The organism is Paenibacillus sp. UNC217MF (assembly GCF_000686865.1).
GTDB classification, from domain to species: domain Bacteria; phylum Bacillota; class Bacilli; order Paenibacillales; family Paenibacillaceae; genus Paenibacillus_B; species Paenibacillus_B suaedae.
Genome location: NZ_KK366027.1, coordinates 1,096,776 through 1,117,523, shown reverse-complemented (window position 1 = coordinate 1,117,523; position 20,748 = coordinate 1,096,776). Strand labels below are relative to the sequence as shown.

Below are 20,748 nucleotides of genomic sequence, written 5' to 3'. Positions count from 1 at the left end.
AGGGGAGAAGTCAATGAACGAACAGCGATCGAAGTTCCGCTATTTGCCGATTGGCTACAAACTCATGCTGACTTATATGGTTTTCATCATTGTTCCTGTATTAGTCATAGGACTTGTCTCTCATTCCATGTATGATCAATCGATTCGCAAGCATACACGGAACAATATACAAGGAACACTGCTGCAGATTCGCGATAATATTGAATATAAGATGCAGGATATAATTCGCATATCTTCTATATTGTACGGCGACTATGAGCTGTATCGATATTTGCGCAGCTACGAGGAAGGCTGGGAAAATTATGATCGCATTACGAAGTATGTTATTCCTAAGATAGAAGCGGCATCTTCGGCAACTGGAATGAAGCTGTGGATTTCTGTTTTTTTTCGTAATGAATCCATAAATGAGATCCATCACAGTACATTTGGGAAAGAGAATCCTACGGATTATAACTGGCCGTATGAAATTTATCATTTGAATCGAATTACAGATAAGGATTGGTATAAGAGCTTTCCACCCGAGAAGTACAGCATCACAATGAAGTGGAGCCAAATTGAGCGTGATGCGGAGAATAGTCGAATTTCCCTGCTGCGTCGGCTTGTGGACACCAATAATCCTCTGAAGCTGCAAGAAGTTGGATTTTTGCGCATTAATGTTGCGATCTCGGAGCTGTTCGATAGTATTAATTATTCGAAGATTGGAAATGACAGCGTAATCTACCTAGTGGATGAACAGGGGAGAAGCATCTATCAGTCTGGCAAGTTGCCTGCTAATGAAGCGGATACGCAGAGCAACTATTTGACGATCCAAGAGACGGTAGGGAAGCAATCTTGGAAGCTGGTCGCTCATGTGCCTCTCTCCATCATACAGGAAGATTCGATGAAGGTTCGGTTGTTTGTTATTTTTATTTGCTTGATTTGCTTTATTGTGTTGTCATTCGCAGGAGTGTTCATATCAAGATATTTCTCGATTCGGATTACGAAGTTCGTGTCCGTGCTCAATGCTTTTCGGGAAGGCGATCTGCACAAACGAATTTCCTATCGGGGCAAAGACGAATTTTCTCAAATTGCTACCGCATTGAATAATATGGGCGAAAATGTTGAGGCGCTAATTAAGGAAGTATATTTGACGCAGCTGCAGAAGAAGGAAGCGGAATTGGAGATGCTGCAGTCGCAAATCAATCCGCATTTCCTGTATAACACGTTGTCCTCCATTAATCGGCTAGCAAAGTTCGGGGAGAATGAGAAGCTGCAGCAGATGGTATTAGGGCTGGCTAAGTTCTACCGACTTGCGCTTAACAACGGCAAGCTGATGATACCGGTACATAATGAGTTGGAGCAGGCACAGGCTTACGTAGATATTCAGAAAATTAAATACGGCGATCGGATTAATGTTATGTTCGATATTGACCCATCTGTATGGCCATATCGTACGGTAAAGCTGATTGTACAGCCATTTATTGAAAATGTATTGGAACATGCTTGGTGTGGAGATCGAATCTTCATTCGAATTGTAGCAAAGAAGGATGGGGATGACCTGCTGTTCCGGATCATCGATGATGGGGTAGGTATGACCGCTCAGCGAATCCATGATATTTTTGATGGAAGAGACCATGTGAATACAGGCTATGGAATTCGTAATGTAGATCAACGTATTAAACTGCACTACGGTGCAGAGTATGGAGTAACGATTGTGAGCGGACTTGGCATTGGCACATCTGTATCCATACGTATACCAGCTGAGGCATCAGAGCAAATAACTTCCCAATAAGCGCCAGACATCCTGTATAATAGATGATTATGAATCCATGCTCAGAAATGGAGGAAAATCAATTGAATGCTCGATCATTGGCCTTCTTGGCTGTTCGGCTCGGCGCTCTCTATTGGATCGTGACCGCCTTCTTAGAGTTGGCGAAGATTGCAGCTGCGCTGGTAAATATGATCTCCTCGATGATTCATATGGAGGTTGGAAGTGAAAATATGGTAATCACCAATTTCGTCATACTGCTCCTTCCTGTCCTTGTTCCGCTTATAGGAGGAATCATCCTATGGTGCACGGCAGGATCATTATCGAAGGCGCTAGCACCGTCTAAACTACGTGATGTGACTCTAGTGAAGACACAAGATACAGACGTATCGAGTAGCGGCGAGAAAAGTGTCCTTCCGATGCGCAGCCAGACGCATTCTGCGAACCCGGTGCTTCGCACCACCCTTCATATCGGACTAGGTATTGCTGGTATTATGCTTCTCGTGAACAGCATCCCGGAATTTATCAAGCTATTGATTATGCTCTCGAATCAAGAAGTGGCTTTATTTGCAGAGCGGGCTTGGACGGATGACAGCGCCAAGTTCATAGAAGTGATTGTACAGATGCTTCTTGGGATCTGCCTTGCTGTTGGGGCGGGTGGGATTGCTCGTTTTTTTACTCGTTCAATGCAATAAAATACGATACGTTCTCTACATAAATACAGCGGCTGAACCTTGCTCTAGTGGCGAGGTCAGCCGCTGTATATTTATTTGCGCGCGTATACGATTCCAATTGTGTTTGGTCCACAGTGGCTGGAGATGACGCAACCACAATCCGACAGGATCACATGTTTTGCGCCCGTCTTCTCTTGCAATTCGGCCTGAATCATATTGGCATCTTCAGGCGATAAGGAATGAGTGACGAATACGATATCCTTGTCCATCTCATCCACATGATCCAGCGCATTTTGCTTCAACTGCTCAAGTGCTTTCTCGCGTTTGCCGCGAATTTTATTGGCCGCAATCATTTTTCCATCGACAACTTTAATGACAGGACGAATACGAAGCAGGCTGCCGATCAAGTTCTGCAGACTGTTGCAGCGTCCGCCCTTATATAGATAATCTAATGTATCTATAATGAACTCGGTTTCCATTTTGCCGCGAACGTCCTCAACAAGCTCTACAGTTTCCTCCAGAGATGAACCAGATTCCAGTGCCATCGCTGCCTTGAGAACTTGAATCCCGATACCGGTAGACAAATTTAAGGAGTCAATGACAGTTACAGTACCTTCACCGAGCATATCCCCGGCAATAATGGCATTCTGAATGGTGGACGATAAGTGGGAAGACAACCCGATATACAGAATTTTGCGGCCTTCGTTCACAAATGGCTCAAATGCCTTTACAAAATCAGCTGGAGATGGCGAAGATGTCTTCGGCAGCTTGCCGCATGCATCTACACGCTTGTACAATTCCGGAGGGGTCATATCCACTCCATCACGATAAGCGTCGTCACCGAAAGTAACATATAAAGGGATAATGCCAATGTCATAACGTTCAAGTAGTGATTTCGGCAAATCGCATGTGCTGTCCGAAAATATTTTAATGTGATTCATTATGCTTCCTCCTGAAAGGTATGTAGCTTCTATTAGGCTATAAGGAAATGTTACTCAACTAGACATTTAACCATTATACTGCAAAAGGAATGGACTTACATAATCCGAATTGAGTGAATAGGCTGAAAAAATATTCCAAATAGGACGCGAGATTGCGTTCGCTTAAGACGTCACGTTATACTGAAGCAAGATAACAGCATGCTGAACTGTTTCATGATTGCGTACAGCTTGCTTGTGGAAGTACATACGGAAAGGACATGCAGACAACAAAGATGAACATGATGAATATGGAAGCAAAGGCATTTAGACGAATTCAATGGGGTTTGTTATTTTTTATTGATTACGCGCCGAGGGGCGTTGATCTGCTGCCGGATATCGTAGGCTTTGCCTTGGTATTTAGTGGTGTAACACAATTGATATCCGTATCTGATCGCTTTCTGCATGCGAAGCGAGTATGTATCCCGCTGATCGTTCTAGCGGTGTATGAGCTGCTGCAGCCGATGCTGTTAGGCGGAGTCAGTGCGGAAGCGAGAGCATGGATTGGAGTGTTTCGCAGTATAGCAGAGACGGGGTTGAACATTACACTAGTAACCTTCATGTGCAGTGGTTTGCGCGAATATGCACTGCGCCGTGACTGGGGCTACATCGCACATATGGCCCGTAGACGATCCATCTATTTTACAGTTGCACTCGCTTGTTCATTAAGTATGCTCGGATTCGCGTTTGCATCACCGATGGTGTTCTCCGCAATGGCGGCGCCGATGTTCTTGCTATATATTATCGTTGTGTTCATGCTAATGGGTTTGTTCGGCCAAGCTGCGAAGATGGTGCAGAAGTCAGGTAGCTGAGCGTAAGAACAATTGAAGGGGGAACAGCAGTGATTCGAATTCATTGTGATGCAGCAACGAGACAGGGGCAGGGCAGACGAAATGAAGACCGGATGATTGCACTTCCCGAACAGCAGCTATATGCGGTCATCGATGGTGTATCTGGATTAGAGCCGATTACAGATGAGGAAGGACATACGGCAGGAGAGATGGCTGCCATAAGTATTGCTCGTGGTCTGGAATCTATCACTACTGCAATAGCAGCTATGGCTTCTCCGCTTGATGTGATGCGTGCTCGACTCTTGGAAGCAAATCGGATGTTGGATGATACGATGCGCCTATACGGCATCGCTCCATACGATACAGGACGAAGGTTCGGTGCGGTTCATGCCGCTGTGTGGCTTGATGAGTATTATGCGTATTGGACGCAGACGGGCGATTGCATGATATACGCGCTATATGAATCCGGGGAGGTTCGACCTGTAACTTATGATCGAGTTGCCCCCTTCGATGAGCGTGTCTTGTCAGCGTGGATGGAGCATGAGGAGGATTGGAGGGAGCATAGGCAGCCAGAAGAGATTCGGCAGCTGCTGAGGCAGAATCGTTCCCGTGCGAATACAGAGTTCGGTTACAGCGTCCTTAATGGAGATGAGGCCGTGCAGCATCGCCTGGAATATGGAGCTCTCCCACTCCAGGGAGTTACGCATATTCTGCTTGTATCTGATGGGATTTATCCTTGGCGTGTTGATGAGGAACAGAGCAGTATGGAGCGGTGGTTCCAATACATCATTACTACTGGGATGGAGCAATGTGCCGCCGCCTTGGAGGCACGTGAACGGATGGATGCCTACTGCAATCAAATACCCCGATTCAAAATGTGCGACGACAAGAGCGGTATTTTGTTAACAATTGATCGAATCTAAATATAGGCCCAAATGAGAACGGTTAGGTCGTTCCTCATTTGGGCCTTCGTACTAGAGAATCCTAGTTGTGCGAGAAAATGGATGCGAATTCCCCATATCCTTCTTGCTCCAGCTTCTCCTTCGGAATGAACCGCAGGGCTGCAGAGTTAATGCAATAACGAAGTCCAGTTGAGGTAGGGCCATCATCGAATACATGTCCTAAATGGGAGTCGGCCAGTTTGCTCCTTACTTCCACACGAACCATGCCGTGAGAAGTGTCCAGCTTATTCTCCACATGATTGGAACGAAGCGGCTTCGAGAAGCTTGGCCAGCCGCAGCCTGCATCGAACTTGTCCAACGAACTGAAGAGCGGCTCACCAGATACGATATCCACATAGATTCCTTCTGCTTCGTGGTTCCAGTATTCATTGGAAAAAGGGGGCTCTGTGCCATTCTGCTGGGTTACCCGATACTGGATTGGCGTCAGCTTCCCTTGAAGGGCTGTACGCTCTTCATCGGAGACTCCCCAATGGTTCACGATGAAGGCATCTCTGCCCGATGCGGAGCGATAGCGCTTGTAATGGGCTGGATTCTTCTGATGATAGTTTTGATGATGCTCTTCTGCTGGGTAGAACGTGCCAGCGGGAACGATCTCAGTAGCAATTGGTTTATCGAATCTACCGCTCTGCTCCAATTCTTGCTTGGATTGCAGTGCAAGCTGATGTTGTTCCTCATTGTGATAGAAGACAGCTGTTCGATAAGACGAACCGCGATCATGGAACTGTCCGCCTTCATCTGTAGGATCAATTTGCTGCCAGAATAGCTCGAGCAGCTTCTTATAAGGGAATAGGGCAGGGTCGAATGTAATTTGGACGGCTTCGGCATGCCCGGTTGTCTCTGAGCATACTTCTTCGTATGTAGGACTGTCAGTGTGTCCTCCTGTATAGCCAGACACAATCGAATGGATGCCAGGAAGCTCTTCGAACGGCGTGACCATACACCAGAAGCAGCCACCGGCAAAGGTTGCTTTTTCAAGTGAAGGATGATGATTGGATAGTTCTTTGCTCACGATGGGGAAGCCTCCTTATGATTAAATACGTATATCTTCATCATACCCAATTGTTATCATTCGAACAACGCCAGATCTGTAATAGAGCGAGAAAATAGAGAGAAATGATGGTTGAACAATTCGATTACCGGTGTTATGATTAGTTCACTGAAAAAACGAATACTCCAAAGGGGAGTAGCTAGCACAGTAACCGTCGTCATTACGGGATACGCCACAACGCGCATCCTCGGCGCTACTGGCAACGTATAACGTTGTTTGCGAGACCTTTGCCACGATGGTTGCGTTGGTGAAGGTCTCTTTCTGATCGGAACGCCGTTACCACGATCGTGGTAGCGGCGTTCATGTTTTTTACAGTATTTATACATACTAACGTCAAGGGGGAACTATCAATGGAGCTATTTTCATTAGAGTTCTGGACCACGCTGCTGTCCATTGTCGTCATTGACTTGGTGTTAGCAGGAGATAACGCGATTGTTATCGGTTTAGCGGCTCGCAACCTACCGAAGCAAGATCAGAAGAAAGTTATCATCTTCGGTACAATCGGAGCAGTAATCATTCGAGCGCTGGCCACTTTAGGGGTTGTATGGCTGCTCAAAATTCCGTTCTTGCTCGTGATTGGCGGAGCCGTGCTCATATGGATTGCGATCAAGCTCATGGTCGAAGAAAAAGAGCATAATGTGCAGGCGGGAGGCAGCTTCTGGGCGGCAGTTCGAACGATTATTATTGCGGATGCAGCGATGGGGCTCGATAATGTGCTAGCTGTAGCGGGTGCGGCGAATGGACATGGATTGCTAGTCGTACTGGGACTTGCAATTTCCGTCCCTATTGTCGTGTGGGGAAGCACAATTGTACTGAAATTCATCGAGCGCTACCCGATCATTATTATCATCGGATCAGCGGTGCTAGCGTGGACCGCAGCAAAAATGTTCGTCGGTGAGTTCATGAAGTTCGATTCGCTAGCCGGTCTCTTCTCGAATCCATTCATCAAGTATGGATTTGAGATCGCACTGGTGATCGTTGTCGTGGCAGCTGGATTGTCCATTAAACGAAGCCAGCAGGCCAAGAAAGCAGCGCAGGCATCACAAGTGCATAAACGCGCACAAGGGGAATAATGTACGGTCATCAAGATATAGCAGTAGAAAAAGCGGTACAGTTGTCGAACAACTGTACCGCTTTTGCATGAGTTCTTCCCTATACGAACTTCGGAAGCCAATCTCCGTGAGCCTCGATCAGATCATCGCATAAGGAGACGATATCATCCAGACTAAGCTCTGCTGCCGTATGCGGATCGAGCATGGCCGCGTGGTAGATGTGCTCCTTCTTCCCTGTAATTGCAGCTTCGATCGTAAGAAGCTGAGTATTGATATTCGTGAGGTTCAACGCTGCAAGCTGTGGCGGCAGATCGCCAACATAGGTAGGCGTAACTCCGTTGCGATCAACGAAGCATGGAACCTCAACACATGCATTGCGCGGCAAATTGGTGATAAGTCCCGTATTCATAACGTTACCACCTAGTTTGAATGGTGTTCCTGTTTCCATAGCATCGAAAATATATGAGGCATATTCATGGGTACGGTGGTGTTCGATATGCTGGTTATTGACGAGCTGTTCACGCATATTTTTCCAACCTTCAATTTGGTTGATGCAGCGTCGAGGGTATTCATCAAGAGGAATGTTATACTTCTCGATCAGTTCTGGATACTGTTTCTTAATGAAGTATGGATGGTATTCAGCGTTATGCTCGGAGGATTCCGTCACGTAATAGCCGAATTTGAACATAAGTTCGTAACGTACCATGTCGGTATGCTTTGTCTTTTGTTTCTCCAAGGCAAGGCGTTTAATTTCTGGATATAAGTCCTCGCCGTTGCGAGTTACCTCGAGCAGCCACGCCATGTGATTAATGCCTGCAATCTTCGCACTTACACCTTCACTGTCGATGCCAAGATCATGGAACAGCCAAGGTACGCATACTTGAACACTATGACAGAGTCCTACTGTTTTGATCCCGCCATATGTGTTCATCACATTGGTCAACACGGCCATTGGATTTGTATAGTTCAGGAACCAAGCATCTGGGCATACTTCCTGCATATCATTGGCGAAATCAAGCATGACAGGGATCGTTCTCAGATTGCGGAAGATACCCCCAATTCCGAGCGTATCTGCAATGGTTTGGCGAAGGCCATACTTCTTCGGAATTTCGAAGTCTGTAATTGTACATGGATCGTACCCGCCAACTTGAATCGCATTCACTACATATTTAGCGCCGCGCAGTGCCTCTTTGCGGTCTGTGTAGGCAACAACTCGGAAGGTGCTGCCAGTCGTTCCAAGCATGTTGGTCAACATGCTCTCGGAATCACGAAGACGCTCGTGGTCAATATCGAACAAGGCAAGCTCAAATCCTTGCAGTGATGGAGTGAGCATGCAGTCACCTAATACGTTTTTGGCAAATACGGTGCTTCCTGCTCCGAGAAATGTAATTTTACTCATACATCTTGTCTCCTTTCGTTCCGAGCTGCTGTCATGAAATGTAAGGGAACATCGGCATGGTGTGATGCAACTTGGAAATGATTGTTGTACAATTAATGTATCTGAATCGATTAAGGCTTGGTATGGGGAAAACGAATGTGAATATGGAGGATTGTTGTCAGTTAGGAGGGAACCGGATGGGTGAACGAGCAAATCTCGCAATTAATGAAGCACCTTCCAAGGGAGAACTGTCCGTATTGTTCTGCGGCCAATCAATCACGGAACCTCTGCACCACGTAGGTCCTAGCGTTCATGATTACGGGATCGTGCATTGTGTACAGTCTGGCAGAGGGAAATTTACGATTAGAGGGGTAACCTATGAAGTTGGGGCAGGAGAGAGCTTCTTCATCTTCCCGGGGGAGCTTCATCATTATGTAGCTGATGAAGCAGATCCTTGGCAGTACCGCTGGATAGGATATCGCGGCAGCGGTGTCGAACAGCTGTTGGCGATAATCGGCATTGGGCCGCATGCACCAATTGTTCAAGGCTATCGCATACATCGAGTAGAGGCGTTGTTCCGGAATGTATATAAAGCACTTCAAATAGGAGGCAGTGCTGGGGACATGGAAGCTGAGGGCTATATGCGTGTTGTTCTTGCTGAATATGCACGTACTACTGACAAGGGTTCTGATGCGAATAACGATGATAAACGCTCCGATATCGAACGTCAGGTAGAACAAGCAGCTCGCTGGCTGTCGCTGCAGTTTGATAAATCCATATCCATAGACGAACTTGCACATACGCTAGGCTATCACCGCACCTATTTATCGAAGATGTTTCGCAAACAAATGGGGGAATCGCCTATGCAGTTTTTGCTGCGCATCCGGATGGAGCGCGCCAAAACATTGCTGATGACGACAAGGTTAACAATCGAGCAAATTGCTGCGGCTGTCGGCTACGAAGATGCTCTTTATTTCTCGAAATTGTATAAAAAATGGTATTCACACTCTCCTTCCTCACATCGAACTGAGATGCAGAGTGGAAAGCCGTCAGGGTGTCTATATTTTTGAATGCGCTTTCGTGATGGGATCCATAAAAAAGCATCCCACACAGCCTCTGCTGAATGGGATGCTTGTAGTTCGTTCGTTACATGAGAAAATAAAGTGCGGTAATGACTACCGCTGACAGGATAATAAACCATATCATATGCTTCAAATCCCGATTAAGAACCTGTATATCTGTTTTCAATGCTTGCTCTTTGCCGGAAGGCCCGCTCTCTTGCTTCATTTGTTTCTCCGTGTTCGTGTTCGTTGTGGTCATTGTTATTCTCCTCGTCTGTAAGTGATTGTTGAGTTGTACAGGCGAGGGGACGAGCCACGAACCTAGAAGTGAATTTGAGAGGCCTCAAGAATTGACTGCGCAGTAAAATCATATACGGCGTATCAAATCTGTAACTGGGCAGCCGGCTCCTCAAGAGGGCGATCGCGATATAGAGAATGAATAAGATGAACCACAAAGGCATGGAAAAATGCTTAATAGACTGAACCTGATGAATGCCTACTACAGAGCTTACATGCTCGGGATACGTAAATGCGGATTCATCAGGATGCATGAACATCGTTTCATTCGAAGCAAGAGGGGTAAGTGCTGTACATACGATAGCAAGCACACTAAGTACAAGCAATATATACCTTGGCATGCGGGCATGTATAACGCGCATCTTATCCCCTCCTTCCACTCCATGATCCATGACTAGTTAAGAAGACAGTATCATAACTGGATTGGAAGAAGCAATAGGATCTTCTGTATCCTACCGCTTAGTCATCATCTCGTTGCGACTGATGACCTGCAATGAAGTTGCTATTGTGAATTACCGAGTGTCACACGTTTTAACCCGGGCAATAGTGCAAAAGCAAATGTAACCAGTGGGGATACCCACAGGAAGAAAGCATATGGCATGTAATCCAGTACGGTAAGACCAAGAGCGCTTGTCATCATTGCACCGCTGACCCCCCAAGGAATAAGCGGATTCACTAATGTTCCGCAATCCTCCAATGTACGAGATAAGGTGAGTCGTGGAATGCCGCGCTTATCATATTCGGATTCGAACAATTGGCCCGGAATCAGAATCGACATGTATTGTTCCCCTGTAATCATGTTCACCCCGATTGAACTAAGTCCGCTTGTGACAACAAGTCCTTCCTTGGTCTTCACAGGTGCAATCAGACGATTGAACATTGTTTCAATGATGCCTGCATGCTGCAGCAATCCTCCCAGAGCGAAGGCAATCGCAATGAGCGATATTGCCCAAGTCATAGACTGAAGGCCACCTCGGTTCACGATGCGGCTTACTTCCTCCATCTGGAATGACCCTTGGAATCCTCCCTGCATCACTTCCATCCATTGTGGAACATTTACGTCTCCTTGAATGAGCGCAGTAACTAGCAGACCCGATCCAATACCGAGCAGCATCGTAATGATGATTGGCAATCGCTTAAATGCAGCGATAAGCACGACAGCAAGCGGCAGTAAAGTTAGCGGATGAATATGAAATACACTGCGGATATCCTGCTGCATCGACAGCAATTGATCCATATTGGATTGAGCGGAAGAACCGAAAAATAAAAAGGCGATGCAGGTAATAAGAAATGCGGGTACGGTCGTCTTCGTCATGTTGCGAATATGATCAGGCATACTGACACGTGCAACGGCAGATGCGAAATTCGTCGTATCGGAGAGCGGAGACATCTTATCCCCGAAGCAGGCACCAGACACGACAGCCCCTGCTACGATTGCGGGATGGACGCCCATGGAATCCGACATGCCTATCAAGGCTACGCCGAAAGTTCCGACTGTCGTCACTGAGCTGCCGACAAACATCGAGACGATAACCGTAAGCAGCAGAGCGCTAATCGTGAACCATTGAGGCTGAAACCAGGAGGTTCCATATACGAGTAGCGTAGGAACTGTCCCGCTCATCATCCATACTGCAATCAGGATTCCGATAAGAGATAGGAGCAAGGCAGGCATAACAGAAGCTTGAAGTCCCTTAATCAATGCTCGTTCTACTAGATTCCACGATTGTCCGAACAGCAAGAGCAGACAGCCTGCGGCAACAGTTGCTGTTAGCAGTGGGATGTGCGGCTGTGCACCCCAGCCAAGTATTGTAAGCAGTAAAATGGCGATGATGACCGCAAAGATGGTAACACTCTGCACGAAGCGGAGTGGCTGCTTGACTGATTGTTCATCATTCGTATTCATAGTTATTCAACTCCTTGATGGTAACGTTTTTAGTATGTAAAGATCGGATAGATGCTTTTACACTTACACGCTTTTATGCATAAAAGCAAGAGAAGCGTCAATGTTTCTATTCTAGTACGCTTGATTTACTAGGTCTACAGGTAAGAAAATACATTAGAGTCGGAGAAAGAGGCAAGGAACACGATTGGGGCAGCTTCGTGGTATTCACTGGACAAAAAAGAACGGCCTGTTCTGAACAGGGATGAAATCCCGTTCGAACAGGCCGTGAACGTGCTCGAGGTTATTATGGTTCTATAGCTGTCGTACAGATTGCCGCATGTGGACTTGGCAGGGTAAAATAATTCGGCGGGAGGCTTGATCCCGATCCTTGATTCGTTCAAGCAGCAGCTGCATTCCGGTCTCTCCAAATTGATATGCAGGCTGTGAAGCAACAGAAAAGAAAGGATTCGCTTCTTCTACCCACCCAAAATCGTCAAAGCAAGCGATCGAGATATCATCCGGAACTCGCAGTCCGACACGATTCAGCGCCGTAAAGATAGAGAGCGCAAGCATGTTGTTGGCAGCAAAGATAGCCGTAGGGCGAGATTGCGGCTCCAATTCCGTCCAATGAGATAAATCGAGCGCATCCCGATCATGTAAATAGCCCATCTGCATGCATAGTTGTTCGTCAAATGGGATGCCGGCTTCCTGCAAGGCGGCGATATAGCCTGCTTTGCGCTCCCTGGCGGTCGATACTTCTTCAGACCCGTTCAATAGGGCAATCCGTCGATGTCCATACCGGATTAATTCACTGACCATCTGTTTGGCACCGCCACGACTATCCCCGAGTACTGCATCACAATCGATCCCTGGAACCTCACGATCAAGCAGCACGAACGGGACATTTTGTCTTGTCAGCCATTCCAGATGTTCTTTGGATTGGTCTCCACTGGGCGCAAATAGGACACCATCCACCCGCATGGACAGTATCATTTGAACATAGTCTTTTTCCTTCACTAAGCTCTCATCACTATTGCCGAACATAAGACGATATCCATGCTGCATGGCGGCATCTTCCGCTCCACGGGCCATTGTTGTGAAGAATGGGTTCGTGATATCTGTAATAAGCAGAGATAATATTTTGCTCTCTTGGGTGACGAGACAGCGAGCAACCGAATTTGGTATGTACTGCATCTCTTCCATCACTTGCTTAACTTTGGTTCGGGTCTTTTCGCTGACCCTGCCTGTATTATTAATGACGCGTGATACGGTCATTGCGGAGACGTTGGCTTGTCTCGCAATATCATAAATGGTAGCCATATGAAAATGCTCCTATTATACAAATTAAAAGAAGGCTGCATCGGGATGTGGATACTTGGAAGTATAAGGGGTAATCATTTCTAGGATTCACCTTCTGATTATATCCTACTACTTTTGTTCATTGTATGCGAAAATTCAGGTTCACATCAAGAGGAAAGCTTGGGGCAAGGCGAAACAGTGTGGAACTTTGTATACTTCAAAAGTAAAAGCGCACTAATTTTAGTGCGCTTTGAAGCAGTACAACTGCGATAGAAGGAATGATGATAAGAACATTAAGTTATACGTAAAAAAGTCCGATCGTATAAGGAAGTGGTATTGTGATCTTCAATTGCTCGGCAGAAGGCCATTCAGGAGGGAGAATGTCAGTTGCCTTCGGATCGAATAGCAGGGAGAACAATTGACTCTCAGTAAGTTCAACTGACGCTGCATCTGGATACTCAAGGCGAACAGTACCGCCTTCAAGCTCCGTAACTTGAATATGCACGGCCAGCGCACCTTGATCACTCCACCAGTTCTGCATATAGCGGAATAGTCGCTCCATGCTCGGAACATACAACGTCCCTTGGTTTGGCTCCTCTTCCGAAGAATAGCCATGCAGACAAGTGCTGACTTCCGTATCCTGCCATGGTACGTACAGTTGGGAAGCAGTGATTTGCTTCTGTTTCATTACAAGCTGCAGCAAGTATACAACCTCTTCAGCGGCGCCGCCATACTCATATACACGAGGTGCAGCATCCTGCTGGTTGGCAGAAGGGAACAGGATATAGATGTATGCAGTAATGTGACCGTTGCGTTCCAGTACGTATACCTTAGGCTTCATCATGACGCAGGAAGCGAATGCACCGCCATGCTCAAGTCCGTGCATATCCCATAAGCTTAAGTCAAAAGCAGTTTCTCGTTGCTGCGCAAGTTCATACCAAGCAAAACAGTCATTCTCAGTAAGAACGCGAGCTGTAACACCCGCTTCTTCAGCAACATTTGCATCTGCGGTAACCGTATAAATCTGTGTTTGACCGAAGGGATAACAACGATTGCGAGTATAGAGCGATCGTCCTCCGGACACGAACATCATCACTCCGCCTGTAGAAGCAACATGATCTTGAACCTTGTGCAGCAGATCCGTACCGAATCCTTTGCCGCGAGCAGCCTCGGATGTGCATACCGAGCCGAGTGAGAATACAGGTAGTCGAGATCGTCCGATACGGACAACCGATGGAAGCAATCCCATATGTGCGAGCAGTTCCCCGTCCTCAAACGCACCAAATGAGTGAGCGGTAATAGGGGAGAACAAGTACGAAAAACTATGTGCCATCGACATCTGCTTTTCATTGCGAAACACGTCATCAGACAATCTGGCTGCAGCATCATAATCAAGTGCCTGCAGCATGCGAATCGTTGCCATATATTGCTTCCTCCTTATAAATGGGCTATTACTCTTGGTGCTGCGCGATCCAATGCGTCAATTGCTCTCGAGTCGGCATTCCTCCCTGCGCGCCGAATACGGTCACAGACAATGCCCCTGCGGCTGTCGCGAACGGAATTGCTTCCTCCATAGAGCGGCCTTCCGCAAGCATTACGGCCAGAGCGCCGTTGAATGTGTCACCAGCTCCCGTAGTATCAACAACGTCGACCCGGTGGCTTGGACTATGGTGAAGTTGTCCCTTGGCGTCTGACCAATAGGCTCCATCAGCCCCTTTGGTTAACACGATTTTACCTGGCATCGCTTGCAGAGCAGATTGCCAATCGAAGGCGCCTGCCTGATCCGCTTGCCCGAGAAGCTCGGCAAGCTCATACTCATTCGGCGTGAGCACAGTGACTTGGCTGAGCAATTGATGATCCAGTTCCATTGCTGGCGCTGGATTAAGGATGACAGGGATTGCTGACTCAGCCGCGATCTCGATGGCAGCTCGTACCGAAGGAAGAGGAATTTCAAGCTGCAGAACGATGATGTCCGATTGGCGAATGACATCGGCGTGTTCGCGAACTCGTTCAGCTGTTACCTGTGCATTTGCACCCGGTACAACAATAATGCGATTATCTCCATCCTTCACAATAATGGAAGCGGTTCCTGAAGATACATCACGAAGTACTTCAACAGCTTCAGTATGTATGCCTTCACGATTCAAGTTATCTAACATCATTGTGCCGAATGTGTCATTACCGACACATCCGATGAAGCTGACATCAGCCCCTAGACGTGCGCAGGCTACCGCTTGGTTGGCGCCCTTCCCTCCGTACATGGTCGCGAACGATTGACCAGTTACCGTTTCACCTTGTGCTGGCACTGTGGAGGTGACAGTTACGAGATCCATGTTCAAGCTTCCGATGATTGTTATTTTTGGCTGTGTCACATTACATCTTCCTTCCTCTTGCTTGCTGTGTATGCTGCGGCATTATGCCTTACATACAATAAGACGCGAATCCTGCGTACAGGTTCGCGTCTTATGACCGAGATGTCGGCATATCTAGCATGGTTAGCGTGTTGGCGGAGCAGTTGCGCGCCCATTTGCCTTCACTGCATCCCGTACCTGTTTGCCGTCCATTTTAACATCAAACGAGATGGATTCCAAATACTTTAATTGCTTTCGATCATAAGCCTCATCTTTCTTAATTATTTGGTCTTTATAGATGAAGTAAGGGGTGAAGTGCATTGAGATATCTCCTTGATCCAGCGTTAGATTCAACAGCCCTGTATCCGCTTTGTCTCCTCGCACATAATCTGGAAATAAGAAGTTGCCGATCGAATAAGCAATTGGTTTGCCCTTATAAAATTCGAATCCCTGCAGAACATGGACATGACTGCCGATGATGGCATCTGCACCAGCATCAATGATTTCACGTGCATAGGTACGCTGCCAAGGTTCTGGACGATGACTTTTCTCAACCCCCCAATGGAGATACACAAGCAAGTAATCACAGTCTTTACGTTCTCTTTTGATAACAGGGAGAACACTTGATTTATTATATGCTTCCGCAATTCCTGGCCGCTTCTCTCCGGCGAACCAATACGTTTGAGGGATAAATCGGGAGAAGGCGAGGATCTTAATTGTTTGACCCTTAATCTTCACCGTATGCGCCCGATACGCTTCTTCTTTATTTCTTCCGCCGCCTACATAGGGGATGTCATATTGCTCCAAGTATGATAGTGTGTCGAGAAATCCCTTCTGTTTAAAATCGAGGGTGTGATTGTTAGCGATCGTAACCAGATCAAACCCGGTATTTTTAATTCCTTGCAAGGATTCCGGATCGGACTTGAAATTATACAGTTGATTCGTATCCTTCTCGGTATGGTGTGTGATAGCTGTCTCCAGATTTACAACTGCAAAATCAGCGCTGCTGACCTCGTCCTTGACGTATTCAAATGGATAATCAGGTCCTTTTTTGCGAATGGTTTCCTTGACGGACCAATCCATGAGTGCATCTCCTGCAAAGACAATTCGGATGGGATCATGCGAAGGAGGCAACACAAATTTACTTGATTCGTCCTTTGCTGCAATGTTCTTCTTTTTTTGCTCGTGATTTGGCTCCAGTGGGGACGTAGGAGTCACACTTTCATTAGGTGGAGAAACCAAATCAGGCTGGTTCTCTACAGTGCGCATGGCCACTGTCAGCGCGAGCATGCAGCCAAGGCCGATAATTACCAGCAATCCCACCCCGGCTAATTGCTTCAGTTTGCGCGCCTTCTGCTTCTTTATGCGGGCATGCCGCTCTTTCCTGCTCTCGCGATATGAATTCAATGGAAGCCTCCTCAGCTCTGCAAGTACCCGATATTTTCGGATTAAATAAATTATGGATTGTAAGTTTTCACCATACTATTATAATGATCGTACGTACCAAAAAAGTTGCAGATTCTTTGCAAGTCCATTAAATTTTGTAATAAATGATGTCAGTCGCGTTTTCTTTTCGAATCAGCTATGGTAAAATAAATATGCTTACATTTTGTAAGTATAGAAGGAGGGATGAACGGATGCAATCAGATCAGTTGGGAATGTGTCCCCGATTCGAAGCGGCATTCTGCATTTTGGGAAAGCGTTGGAACGGGCTGCTTATTCAGGTGCTATTGAGCGGGCCGAAGCGCTTTAAGGATATTTCCGCACTCATTCCTACCATGAGCGACAAAATGTTGAGTGAACGCATGAAAGACATGGAAGCGGCAGGGATTGTAGTTCGTAATGTATATCCAGAGACGCCTGTACGCATTGAATATACGCTTACGGACAAAGGATTGGCTTTGCAGCCAGTAATGGAAGCCATAGGGCAGTGGGCGGAGCAGTGGGTGAACGAATCAATCGGATGCTGCGATGAGACCAGCTCTGCCTTACAGCATTCGGATCAAGAATAATGCGCAGTGGACAGCTCATCGGATGCCGAGCCTAACTTGACAGCAGGTTAGTGCTCGGCATTTTTGCTGTGTCCACAAGATTGCCTACTTTTTGACGTTGTAAACGTATGGACAAGCTCGTATAATTAAGCGGAATGAGCGATACTAACTTACTTTTACTTTAGGACAGGAGAATGACATGACCATTCACATCATTACGGACGGAAGTTCAGACTTGACTCCAGAGATCGTCCAGCAGTTCGGCATCCATGTAGTACCTCTATATGTACGCTTCGGACAAGAGGTGCTGACCTCTGATATGGATACCGCTCAATTCTATGGGCGTATGCGAGAGGAGGAGGATCTGCCGAAGACATCCAGTCCGTCGCCAGCTGATTTCTACCATATGTATCAATCGCTTGGCACTGATAAAGATATATTGGTCCTTTCCTTGACCTCTAGCTTAAGCAGCACTTACAATCATGCATTAATGGCAAAGACGATGTACGAGGAAGAAGGTCATCCGAACCGGATTGAAGTTATAGATACGAAGACAGCATCTGCTGGACTGGGCTTGCTTGCCGTGCGTGCGGCACAGCTGGCTGGAGCGGGGAAGACACTTGATGAGGTTGCTTATACCGTGAGCCACCAAGTGAAGCACACTCGCACGTACTTCACCTTGGATACCCTCGATAATGTCATTCGTGGCGGACGCTTGGGCAAGTTCAAGGGCACGGTCGCTTCTATGTTGAACATCAAGCTGCTCATGGAGGCAAGCGAAGAGGGTTCCATAGAGGTGATGGAGAAGATACGAGGTACACAGAAAACGCTCCGCCGACTGATTGAGAAGGTTGGGGACGCATGGAACCACGTTGACAAAGAGTGGATTGCCTTTGCACATTCCAATTGTGAAGAGCGGGCCAAGGCCTTTATGAAGGAATTGCTCGACAAATATCACTTCGATCAAGTTCTGTTCGTGAATATGGGCCCAGTCATCGGCACCTATGCAGGTGAAGGCGGGGTACTCATCACGTATCAAGAACTGCCACAGACAACGTAAATATTTCCAACGTATGAATTATTGAAGGAACACATCGATAAGCTCCCGTCTTAAGAAGCGGGAGCTTTGTTCTGTTGTGTTCATTGTATGGAGAGATTCAGCTTTACTGAATCTGCGTACATAGGCATTCAGGTGGATAGTTCGTTTCTAGATGAAAGGAAGTTTATGTTATGATGGAAACAAGAAAGCAACAAAATAGATAGAAGTATGTTCGCGAACTGGGGGTATTGTTATGTATACAATTATGATCGTGGAAGATGATGATAAGATTGCATCGATCTTGCAGTCTTCTCTTGAAAAATACAATTACAATGTAGCTCGTGCGACAAAATTCAGCCAATTAAAGGATGAAATGCTGGAAATCAATCCAGATTTAATTTTGCTAGATATCCATTTGCCGGCCTTCGATGGTTTCTATTGGTGTCGACAATTCCGCAGTGAGACGAATGTACCCATCATATTCGTCTCAGCACGTACGGGAGAAATGGATCAAGTAATGGCGATTGAAAATGGCGGCGATGACTTTATTACGAAGCCATTCCATCTCGACGTCCTTCTAGCCAAAGTAAAAGGAGTTCTGCGCCGAACCTATGGGGAATACGCAGCTAATGGTGGGGGCAATGGTGAAGAGCTGATTGTCCAAGGCTTGACACTGCACCGGGCGAAGAACACCCTTGAATGGTCAGGCAAGCGTGTGGACTTGACGAAAAATGAGGCGCTTCTCGTTGCTTGCCTTATGGAACGGATTGGCTATATCGTATCTCGAGAGACATTGCTGGAGACGTTATGGGATGATGTGGACTTCGTCGATGATAATACGCTAACCGTGAATGTTACCCGCGTTCGCAAGAAGATGGAGGAGATCGGAATTGCGAAGGCAATAGAGACAGTGCGCGGCCAAGGGTATCGCATGTCAGCTACATGGGTGAATGAATGAAGCCGGGAATGACCTTTCTCCAATATGTAAGAGACCGAACTGTAATTATCTTAACGTGCTTCTTAGCGATAGCGATTGCTTTGCTTGTTGTGTGGCTAGATCTTAGCATTGGGCAGCGATTTGCTGCGAAGGAGAGTCTCATCTATATCTTCATACTTGCTGTGTTCATTCTTATGATTGGTTTAGTCTATGACTATACGAATCAACGGCGTTGGTACAAGGAAATGTACAATGCAGAGACGAATGCAAGTGATAGTGACTTCACGCTTTGTTTGCAGCATCCAAGCACATTAGAGCAGAGACGAATGCATGCGCTTCTATCACGTCAATATCGCTCATTTATGAACGAACTGCTTACGATGCGGAAAGACCGAGAGAAGCATGTTCACTTTACGAACCAATGGGTTCATCATATGAAGACTCCGGTGTCTGTTATTCATTTGCTTACACAGCAACCAGTATATGAGCTTGATCAGTCTCAGCTTGAGTCGCTGCTGCGGAGTGTGAGTGAAGAGGCTGATCGTCTTACGAGAGGTCTGGACATGATGCTGAGCACGGCACGACTGGACAAGTTCGAGCTGGATCTTCATGTTGGGGGATTGAATCTGAAGCAGGTCATCCGGCAGGTTGTGAATGAGAATAAAAAATCACTGATTAAGCATAAAATTTTCCCGAAGATTGAAGCCGATGATGTGATTGTCGATAGTGATGAGAAATGGTTGAACTTCGTCTTAACACAGCTTGTAACGAATTCGATTAAATATATGAGGGACAAAGAGGGCTCCAAATCGTTGACGTTTAAGGTGGAGCGGGAAGGTGATTCGATACTCCTGCATGTTCAAGACGAAGGAATTGGTATTGCCCCTGAGGATTTGCCACGTGTATTTGATGCATTCTTCACCGGTCAGAATGGCCGTAAGGAAGGGGATGCAACCGGTATGGGACTCTACTTAGTTAGACAAGTTTGCGCCAAGCTGGGACACACAATCAGTATTGCATCGAAGCTGAATGAAGGCACGACAGTAACGATAAAGTTCGAGACCAGAGCCATGCACCATCAGTTGCTGGAGCGATTGCACTAAGTACATGACCCGATGAACAAGCGCTTACCCTGAAGCCCTTTTCCATGAGGAAGAGGGCTATTGTTATAGGATCAGGCGAATGTGACAACTTTGTAAGGTGGTAGAGGGGATTGAAAGCCAATTCGATGTTGGCAGGAAGAAGGGAAAGGGTATACTGTG

General features: G+C 46.7%; 20 protein-coding genes. 11 read left to right on the top strand and 9 right to left on the bottom strand.

Annotated features, from left to right (window positions below; genetic code table 11):
- Positions 1–13 precede the first annotated feature (13 nt).
- A complete protein-coding gene (locus BP95_RS0121090) occupies positions 14–1,771 on the top strand; it encodes a sensor histidine kinase (protein WP_028533154.1) in 1,758 nt (585 codons plus the stop codon).
- Between the two features lie 62 nt (positions 1,772–1,833).
- Positions 1,834–2,442, top strand: coding sequence for a hypothetical protein (locus BP95_RS0121085; RefSeq protein WP_028533153.1), 609 nt, complete (start codon positions 1,834–1,836; stop codon positions 2,440–2,442).
- Between the two features lie 71 nt (positions 2,443–2,513).
- Here BP95_RS0121085 and BP95_RS0121080 read toward each other — a convergent pair whose 3' ends face one another.
- Entirely contained in the window at positions 2,514–3,362 is an 849-nt protein-coding gene (locus tag BP95_RS0121080) for a DegV family protein (RefSeq protein WP_028533152.1), read from the bottom strand.
- 272 nt (positions 3,363–3,634) lie between these two features.
- On the opposite strand from BP95_RS0121080, the gene BP95_RS0121075 reads away from it, so the two are divergent.
- Both BP95_RS0121075 and BP95_RS0121070 read left to right on the top strand, forming a co-directional pair.
- Entirely contained in the window at positions 3,635–4,210 is a 576-nt protein-coding gene (locus BP95_RS0121075; RefSeq protein WP_231515153.1) for a hypothetical protein, read from the top strand.
- Positions 4,211–4,239: 29 nt separating this feature from the next.
- On the top strand, positions 4,240–5,112 hold the full coding sequence (locus BP95_RS0121070; protein WP_028533150.1) for a protein phosphatase 2C domain-containing protein: 873 nt from the start codon (positions 4,240–4,242) through the stop codon (positions 5,110–5,112).
- Between the two features lie 61 nt (positions 5,113–5,173).
- Here BP95_RS0121070 and msrA read toward each other — a convergent pair whose 3' ends face one another.
- Positions 5,174–6,160, bottom strand: a complete 987-nt coding sequence (gene msrA, locus BP95_RS0121065; RefSeq protein ID WP_028533149.1) for a peptide-methionine (S)-S-oxide reductase MsrA — start codon at positions 6,158–6,160, stop codon at positions 5,174–5,176.
- Positions 6,161–6,271: 111 nt separating this feature from the next.
- Here msrA and BP95_RS33275 point away from each other — a divergent pair, with 111 nt between their 5' ends.
- Complete coding sequence (locus BP95_RS33275; RefSeq protein WP_155987322.1) at positions 6,272–6,409, top strand: hypothetical protein; 138 nt, start codon at positions 6,272–6,274, stop codon at positions 6,407–6,409.
- Between the two features lie 140 nt (positions 6,410–6,549).
- The gene (locus BP95_RS0121060) at positions 6,550–7,272 is read left to right on the top strand and encodes a TerC family protein (RefSeq protein ID WP_021253042.1); all 723 of its coding nucleotides are present in this window, start codon (positions 6,550–6,552) and stop codon (positions 7,270–7,272) included.
- Between the two features lie 79 nt (positions 7,273–7,351).
- Here the strand turns inward: BP95_RS0121060 and BP95_RS0121055 are convergent, their stop codons facing one another.
- Positions 7,352–8,650, bottom strand: coding sequence for an alpha-glucosidase/alpha-galactosidase (locus BP95_RS0121055; RefSeq protein ID WP_021253041.1), 1,299 nt, complete (start codon positions 8,648–8,650; stop codon positions 7,352–7,354).
- 176 nt (positions 8,651–8,826) lie between these two features.
- On the opposite strand from BP95_RS0121055, the gene BP95_RS0121050 reads away from it, so the two are divergent.
- The gene (locus BP95_RS0121050; RefSeq protein ID WP_021253040.1) at positions 8,827–9,699 is read left to right on the top strand and encodes an AraC family transcriptional regulator; all 873 of its coding nucleotides are present in this window, start codon (positions 8,827–8,829) and stop codon (positions 9,697–9,699) included.
- 76 nt (positions 9,700–9,775) lie between these two features.
- Here the strand turns inward: BP95_RS0121050 and BP95_RS33270 are convergent, their stop codons facing one another.
- From BP95_RS33270 to BP95_RS31065, 6 genes are all read right to left on the bottom strand, one after another.
- Entirely contained in the window at positions 9,776–9,949 is a 174-nt protein-coding gene (locus BP95_RS33270) for a hypothetical protein (protein WP_155987320.1), read from the bottom strand.
- 540 nt (positions 9,950–10,489) lie between these two features.
- Entirely contained in the window at positions 10,490–11,890 is a 1,401-nt protein-coding gene (gene nhaC / locus BP95_RS0121040) for a Na+/H+ antiporter NhaC (RefSeq protein ID WP_028533147.1), read from the bottom strand.
- 291 nt (positions 11,891–12,181) lie between these two features.
- Positions 12,182–13,189, bottom strand: a complete 1,008-nt coding sequence (locus tag BP95_RS0121035; RefSeq protein WP_028533146.1) for a LacI family DNA-binding transcriptional regulator — start codon at positions 13,187–13,189, stop codon at positions 12,182–12,184.
- Positions 13,190–13,466: 277 nt separating this feature from the next.
- The gene (locus BP95_RS0121030; protein WP_028533145.1) at positions 13,467–14,591 is read right to left on the bottom strand and encodes a GNAT family N-acetyltransferase; all 1,125 of its coding nucleotides are present in this window, start codon (positions 14,589–14,591) and stop codon (positions 13,467–13,469) included.
- 28 nt (positions 14,592–14,619) lie between these two features.
- The gene (gene rbsK / locus BP95_RS0121025; RefSeq protein ID WP_021253036.1) at positions 14,620–15,540 is read right to left on the bottom strand and encodes a ribokinase; all 921 of its coding nucleotides are present in this window, start codon (positions 15,538–15,540) and stop codon (positions 14,620–14,622) included.
- 123 nt (positions 15,541–15,663) lie between these two features.
- Positions 15,664–16,926 carry a CapA family protein gene (locus BP95_RS31065; protein WP_051614151.1) on the bottom strand — a complete coding sequence of 421 codons (1,263 nt, stop codon included), beginning with the start codon at positions 16,924–16,926 and terminating at the stop codon, positions 15,664–15,666.
- Positions 16,927–17,156: 230 nt separating this feature from the next.
- Here BP95_RS31065 and BP95_RS0121015 point away from each other — a divergent pair, with 230 nt between their 5' ends.
- The 4 genes from BP95_RS0121015 (at position 17,157) to BP95_RS0121000 (ending at position 20,589) form a co-directional block, all read left to right on the top strand.
- Entirely contained in the window at positions 17,157–17,531 is a 375-nt protein-coding gene (locus BP95_RS0121015; RefSeq protein WP_028533144.1) for a winged helix-turn-helix transcriptional regulator, read from the top strand.
- A 178-nt stretch (positions 17,532–17,709) separates the two neighbouring features.
- A complete protein-coding gene (locus tag BP95_RS0121010; RefSeq protein ID WP_021253033.1) occupies positions 17,710–18,570 on the top strand; it encodes a DegV family protein in 861 nt (286 codons plus the stop codon).
- A 232-nt stretch (positions 18,571–18,802) separates the two neighbouring features.
- The gene (locus tag BP95_RS0121005) at positions 18,803–19,507 is read left to right on the top strand and encodes a response regulator transcription factor (protein ID WP_021253032.1); all 705 of its coding nucleotides are present in this window, start codon (positions 18,803–18,805) and stop codon (positions 19,505–19,507) included.
- The gene (locus BP95_RS0121000; RefSeq protein WP_197035308.1) at positions 19,504–20,589 is read left to right on the top strand and encodes a sensor histidine kinase; all 1,086 of its coding nucleotides are present in this window, start codon (positions 19,504–19,506) and stop codon (positions 20,587–20,589) included. The genes BP95_RS0121005 and BP95_RS0121000 overlap by 4 nt, the downstream gene beginning before the upstream one ends.
- The last annotated feature ends 159 nt before the right edge of the window (positions 20,590–20,748 follow it).

Coding starts and splice junctions, on each gene's coding strand:
- BP95_RS0121090 (WP_028533154.1), top strand. CDS start 14: ATGAACGAACAGCGATCGAAGTTCCGCTATTTGCCGATTGGCTACAAA.
- BP95_RS0121080 (WP_028533152.1), bottom strand. CDS start 3,362: ATGAATCACATTAAAATATTTTCGGACAGCACATGCGATTTGCCGAAA.
- BP95_RS0121075 (WP_231515153.1), top strand. CDS start 3,635: ATGAACATGATGAATATGGAAGCAAAGGCATTTAGACGAATTCAATGG.
- BP95_RS0121060 (WP_021253042.1), top strand. CDS start 6,550: ATGGAGCTATTTTCATTAGAGTTCTGGACCACGCTGCTGTCCATTGTC.
- BP95_RS0121055 (WP_021253041.1), bottom strand. CDS start 8,650: ATGAGTAAAATTACATTTCTCGGAGCAGGAAGCACCGTATTTGCCAAA.
- BP95_RS0121050 (WP_021253040.1), top strand. CDS start 8,827: ATGGGTGAACGAGCAAATCTCGCAATTAATGAAGCACCTTCCAAGGGA.
- BP95_RS33270 (WP_155987320.1), bottom strand. CDS start 9,949: ATGACCACAACGAACACGAACACGGAGAAACAAATGAAGCAAGAGAGC.
- nhaC (WP_028533147.1), bottom strand. CDS start 11,890: ATGAATACGAATGATGAACAATCAGTCAAGCAGCCACTCCGCTTCGTG.
- BP95_RS0121035 (WP_028533146.1), bottom strand. CDS start 13,189: ATGGCTACCATTTATGATATTGCGAGACAAGCCAACGTCTCCGCAATG.
- BP95_RS0121030 (WP_028533145.1), bottom strand. CDS start 14,591: ATGGCAACGATTCGCATGCTGCAGGCACTTGATTATGATGCTGCAGCC.
- BP95_RS0121015 (WP_028533144.1), top strand. CDS start 17,157: ATGCAATCAGATCAGTTGGGAATGTGTCCCCGATTCGAAGCGGCATTC.
- BP95_RS0121010 (WP_021253033.1), top strand. CDS start 17,710: ATGACCATTCACATCATTACGGACGGAAGTTCAGACTTGACTCCAGAG.
- BP95_RS0121005 (WP_021253032.1), top strand. CDS start 18,803: ATGTATACAATTATGATCGTGGAAGATGATGATAAGATTGCATCGATC.
- BP95_RS0121000 (WP_197035308.1), top strand. CDS start 19,504: ATGAAGCCGGGAATGACCTTTCTCCAATATGTAAGAGACCGAACTGTA.